We start from the raw sequence: 4,031 nt of genomic DNA, 5'->3' as shown, positions 1-4,031 counted from the left end.
CCGCAGCCACCGTGGCCGTTCTGACATCGCCGCCGTCCGCCCCCGCGCCGGCCGGACCCCAGCGGCCCGTGGAGCGCGGGAAAGCCGCCCCGGGCCCCGCACGTCCCGGCCTGGCGCTGACCGGGGCCGCGCTGTGCGTGCTCGCCGCCGTGCTGCTCGGCTTCGCCGCCAACCTCACCGTCGTCGGGCATCTCAAGCACGCGCGCGACCAGCAGGTCTCGTACGACGAGCTGCGCAAGCAACTCGCCGAGGGCACCGCGCCGGTGGGCGGGCGCGATGTCGAAGGCAAGCAGCTCGCGCTCGGCGCGCCCGTCGCGCTGCTGGACATCCCGGACCTCGGTGTCCATGAGGTCGTCGGCGAGGGCACCACCTCGGGTGTCCTGATGTCCGGGCCCGGCCACCGCCGTGACACTCCGCTGCCCGGACAGGCCGGCACCGCCGTGATCATGGGCAGGCTGTGGGGATACGGCAGTCCCTTCGCCAATCTCGACCGGCTCCCGGTGAACGCCACGATCACCGTGATGACCGGTCAGGGCAAGGCGGAGTACCGGGTCACCGGCGCCCGGCGGGCCGGTGACGCGCTGCCCGCGCCCAGCACCGATCCGAACCGGGGCAGGCTGACACTGATCACCGCCACCGGGCCCGCGTACACGCCCTCGGGAGTGCTGCGTGTGGACGCCGAACTGACCAGTCCCGTACAGCCCAGTCCGCCGCGCGACCGGCCCTCCGGCTGGATCGGTACGGAGGAGGAGGCGCTCAAGGGCGACGGCGGAGCCTGGCTCGCGGTCTTCCTCTGGATCCAGGCGCTCTTCCTCGCCGCGCTGCTCGCCGCCTGGACACAGCGTGTCTGGGGCCGCTGGCAGACCTGGATCTGCGCCGTGCCCGTACTGGCCGCCCTGGGCCTGGCCTGCGCCGGCGCCGTCACCCGCCTTCTGCCCAACCTGCTCTGAAACACCGGGAGTTGATCCATCATGACCGCCACCACCTCGCAGCAACTCGCCGACACCGTGGGCCTGCCCGCGGTGGGCCGTGACACCGGCCGTGACACCGCCGCCTCGCTGGAGGCCGAGAGCATCTCCGCGTGGTTCGGCGACCACAAGGTGCTCGACCGTGTCTCGCTCACCATGCCCGCGCACGAGGTCACGGCGCTGATCGGCCCGTCGGGCTGCGGCAAGTCGACCTTCCTGCGCATTCTCAACCGTATGCACGAGCTGATCCCGTCCGCCGGTCTCGCCGGACGCGTGCTGCTCGACGGCGGCGACATCTACGACCGCGGACGCCGTATCACCCATGCCCGGCGCCAGATCGGCATGGTCTTCCAGAAGCCCAACCCGTTCCCGGCCATGTCCCTGTACGACAATGTCGTGGCCGGTCTCAAGCTCAACGGCATCAAGGCCCACCGCGAGGGCAAGGACGACCTCGTGGAGGAGTGCCTCACCAAGGCCGGCCTCTGGCGCGAGGTCAAGGACCGCCTCCGCCAGCCGGGCGGTGCCCTCTCCGGCGGCCAGCAGCAGCGCCTCTGCATCGCCCGCTCCCTGGCCGTACGTCCCAGGGTCCTGCTGATGGACGAGCCCTGCTCGGCCCTCGACCCGACCTCGACGCGCCGTATCGAGGAGACCATCGCCGAACTCAGGTCGGAGGTGACGATCGTCATCGTCACCCACAACATGCAGCAGGCCGCCCGGGTCTCCGACTCCTGCGCCTTCTTCCTCGCGGAACAGGGCACGCCCGGAGTCATCGTCGAACACGGCGCCACGGACGCGATGTTCAACAGCCCGCAGGACCCGAGGACGTCCGACTACGTCAACGGCCGCTTCGGATAGGCCCGATAGAGTTCGGGTGTGACGGAACGGCGGGCCATGGATCTTGACCAGTACGAGCGCCAGGCGCGGAGCGGGCCCTGTTTTGTCTGCGGGTTCCTGGCGGGCGAGCCGGGCTATCGGCATGACGTGGTGTACGAGGACGAGGAACATGTCGCCTTCCTCGATCGCTGGCCCACCCTGCCCGGGAAGGTACTGGTCGCGCCGAAGCGTCATGTCGAGCATGCCGTCCGGGACTTGGACGAGGCCGCGTACAGCCGGCTGATGCTGTTCGTACGGGCGGTGGCACTGGCGATGGAGGATGTGCTGAAGCCCGAGCGTACGTATCTGCTGTCGCTCGGCAGCCAGGAGGGCAACGCCCATCTCCACTGGCACATCGCGGGCCTGCCACCGGGCGTGCCGTACGGGCGGCAGCAGTATCACGCGCTCATGGCGGAGAACGGAGTCCTGGCCGTAACGCCGGAGGAGAGCGCCGAACTGGCGGGACGGCTGCGCCAGGCGGTCAGTGCGAGGCTGTCCGCGGAGGCCGAGACGGACGGGCCGGCCTGAGGTCCGGCCTTGGGCTCTCAGCGTGGTGGGAAGGCGTGGCGGCGGGCACCAGGAATCCGACCCGGCCCTCGGACACGCCCAGACTCCGGCTCACCCCGGGCAGCAGTCCGGCGGGCAGCAGTTCGGTCAGTACGGCGGTGAACGCCCGCCGTGAACAGGGCGAGCAGCCCCAGGAGCGGCAGCCGTGCGGGCCCGGACTCCGCCTCTCCGTCCCCCTCTCCCGCGGCTCCTGCCCCTACACCGGGTCGTTCGGGCGCGACATCCGGAGAGCCAGTTCCCGCAGAAGCGCCTCCGACGTGATGTCCGTACGCCCGCTGTCATGGACCTCCGCCAGCTCGGAGTAGACAAAGCTGAACGCCCCGATGAGCTGCATGATCGCGGGCAGCGCCGCCTCGGTCACCGCGTGCGCCGCCTCCAGCGGCGTGGCCTCGGGAGAGACCGTGAACGACGGGAAGACCTCGGCGAGCAACGCTCCGATCTGGCCCGCTCCCGCCTCGGCGCCGGTGGCCGAATCCCGGTCGGCGGTACGGATCCACTCCGCGGACTGGGTCAGAATGCCGATGGCCCTGAGAACGACTTCGCTCTGTTCCATACGGAGAGCCTAGGCGGGCCGCGCCGCGGCGCCCGTGCCGTCCGCCGACCGGACGCCGACCGGAAGTCGGTAAAACCCGGACGCGGCCCCGGAGTCCGACCTACTCTCGACATGTGTCAGGCGCGTCCGGCCGGGTGCTTGTCGTGGACGACAACAGAGTCATCCGGCAGCTGATCAGGGTCAATCTCGAACTGGAGGGTTTCGAGGTCGTGACCGCGGCCGATGGTGCCGAGTGCCTGGACGTGGTGCACGAGGTCAGGCCCGATGTCGTCACGCTCGATGTGGTGATGCCGCGCCTGGACGGACCTCACACGGCCGCGCGGCTGCGCGCGGATCCGCGGACGAGACGGCTGCCGATAGCGATCATCAGCGCCTGTACGCAGTACGAGGTGGAGTCCGGTATCGCCGTCGGTGTGGACGCCTTTCTGGCCAAGCCCTTCGAACCGTCCGAGCTGGTCCGTCTCGTACGGCGGCTGACCCACCAGGATGCGCCGCCTCCGCTCGGCCTCGACGGCAGACACGGAGCGGCGGGCCACGCGGAAAGCGCGCGAGGCTGACGACGCCGGCCGGCCGGAGCACCCGGAGCCTCCGAGGCCATCGGGCGGACCGCATCCTGACCGCATCGCGAAACCGGTTCGCGGAGTGGCCCCCCTCCTCCCCTACGCTGGTCCCGTGACCCCCGCAGAACTGTCCCGAACCGTGCGGCACGCCGTGTGCCGCGCGGTCGAGGACGACGTCCTGCCGGGGCCCGTACCCGAACGGATCACCGTCGAGCGCTCCCGTCCCGGCGGCCTCGGCGACTACGCCTCCAATGTCGCACTGCGGCTCGCGGGCCCGGCCGGTCGCCCGCCGCGCGAGATCGCCGAGATCCTGCGCAGCCGCGTCGACACGACCCACGGCATCGCACGCGTCGAGATCACCGGACCCGGCTTTCTGAACTTCACGCTCGGCCGGGACAGCCGGGCCGAGCTGGTCCGTACGATCCTCGGCGATCCCGCCCGGTACGGACACGGCGACGCGCTCGCCGGTACGGCCGTGGCCTTCGCGCCCGCGCCCGACGGCGACCCGCG

Annotated in this window: 5 protein-coding genes and 1 pseudogene; 5 read left to right on the top strand and 1 reads right to left on the bottom strand. The window is 71.1% G+C overall.

All coding sequences use genetic code 11. The annotated features are described in order from the left end of the window. The 3 genes from GA0115259_RS26985 to GA0115259_RS26975 form a co-directional block, all read left to right on the top strand. Positions 1-950 (top strand): sortase (locus GA0115259_RS26985; protein ID WP_218104240.1); only part of this gene is annotated, 950 nt, incomplete at its 5' end. Between the two features lie 21 nt (positions 951-971). Continuing rightward, on the top strand, positions 972-1,823 hold the full coding sequence (locus GA0115259_RS26980) for a phosphate ABC transporter ATP-binding protein (RefSeq protein ID WP_093601860.1): 852 nt from the start codon (positions 972-974) through the stop codon (positions 1,821-1,823). Positions 1,824-1,841: 18 nt separating this feature from the next. Continuing rightward, positions 1,842-2,369 (top strand): HIT family protein, encoded by a 528-nt coding sequence (locus GA0115259_RS26975; protein ID WP_256098153.1) that lies wholly within the window; start codon positions 1,842-1,844, stop codon positions 2,367-2,369. A gap of 235 nt (positions 2,370-2,604) precedes the next feature. On the opposite strand, the gene GA0115259_RS26970 is transcribed toward GA0115259_RS26975, so the two are convergent. Beyond that, the gene (locus GA0115259_RS26970; RefSeq protein ID WP_093601855.1) at positions 2,605-2,961 is read right to left on the bottom strand and encodes a hypothetical protein; all 357 of its coding nucleotides are present in this window, start codon (positions 2,959-2,961) and stop codon (positions 2,605-2,607) included. Between the two features lie 113 nt (positions 2,962-3,074). On the opposite strand from GA0115259_RS26970, the gene GA0115259_RS26965 reads away from it, so the two are divergent. Both GA0115259_RS26965 and GA0115259_RS26960 read left to right on the top strand, forming a co-directional pair. Beyond that, positions 3,075-3,518: a response regulator gene (locus GA0115259_RS26965; protein ID WP_093601853.1), complete on the top strand. Its 444-nt coding sequence runs from the start codon at positions 3,075-3,077 to the stop codon at positions 3,516-3,518. Positions 3,519-3,633: 115 nt separating this feature from the next. Beyond that, positions 3,634-4,031: pseudogene (locus tag GA0115259_RS26960) on the top strand (arginine--tRNA ligase); the annotation flags it as partial.

The sequence above is a fragment of the Streptomyces sp. MnatMP-M17 genome, from assembly GCF_900091995.1.
In the GTDB taxonomy this organism is placed as follows: Bacteria; Actinomycetota; Actinomycetes; order Streptomycetales; family Streptomycetaceae; genus Streptomyces.
Note: the sequence above shows the minus strand (reverse complement) of the source record. Positions and strands in the feature narration are given on the sequence as shown.